A 720-nucleotide genomic window follows, 5' to 3' on the forward strand; every position below is an offset into this window, starting at 1 on the left:
CAACGAGGTCGCTACTCCATTCAAATAGTTTTCCAGTCTCACCGTCTTGTGTCCAAATACATCGATTTTGATTGGCGCGGACAACAAACCCAGCGTCGTCAGTCTCTCTGCCAAACTCTTCAAACAGCGCAAACGCATCACCACCTCGGTCATGGACAAAAATCGGACGAACATCTGCAGGCATCCACTCAAGACTGGCTCTATTCCCGCGTAGCCATTTTTCATATTGGGATTCAATCTGAATCGGGTCGTCTCTATCGTTGGTGATGTAGTCCGTCTCTGACTGTTGATCCTCGACCAGCACCTGCTGGTCGATGATCCCTGTCATCTGTCGTGTTTTGGGGCGTATACCGATCGACGAGTGTAATTTGACACCTTCGACATCGATGTCTGTTGAGCTAATATCGCCGAGACCGTCCTTTGCTGGATGGCGAGGGAATGTGAGGTACGTTGTGTCGGAGACGACCAGCAGATCGTCTCCGTCACTCACTCGATCTCGCTGTGCTTGCCTATGAGCGGCGATAACTTCACTGGACTCCACACGATGATTATCGCAAAATCGGTATGTAGCCTTTGTGGAGGCCCAATCTTCGCAGGCTGCCGGGATGGACTCGGCAGGCGAGCTGCCGAGTTCATCTCCGAGCTTCACCAACCGATCAGTCAGTCGTTTGTCGCCGAACTCAGCTGCTCGAAACTCCTTTCGAATCCATCCAGAGACAT

The 720-nt window shown here is 51.8% G+C and carries 1 protein-coding gene; it reads right to left on the reverse strand.

Going from position 1 to position 720, the window contains the following annotated elements:
- A partial coding sequence (locus O2S87_RS18700) for an IS4/Tn5 family transposase DNA-binding protein (RefSeq protein WP_475410223.1) occupies window positions 1-720 on the reverse strand: 720 nt, incomplete at both ends.

The sequence above is a fragment of the Halohasta sp. A2 genome (assembly GCF_056175805.1).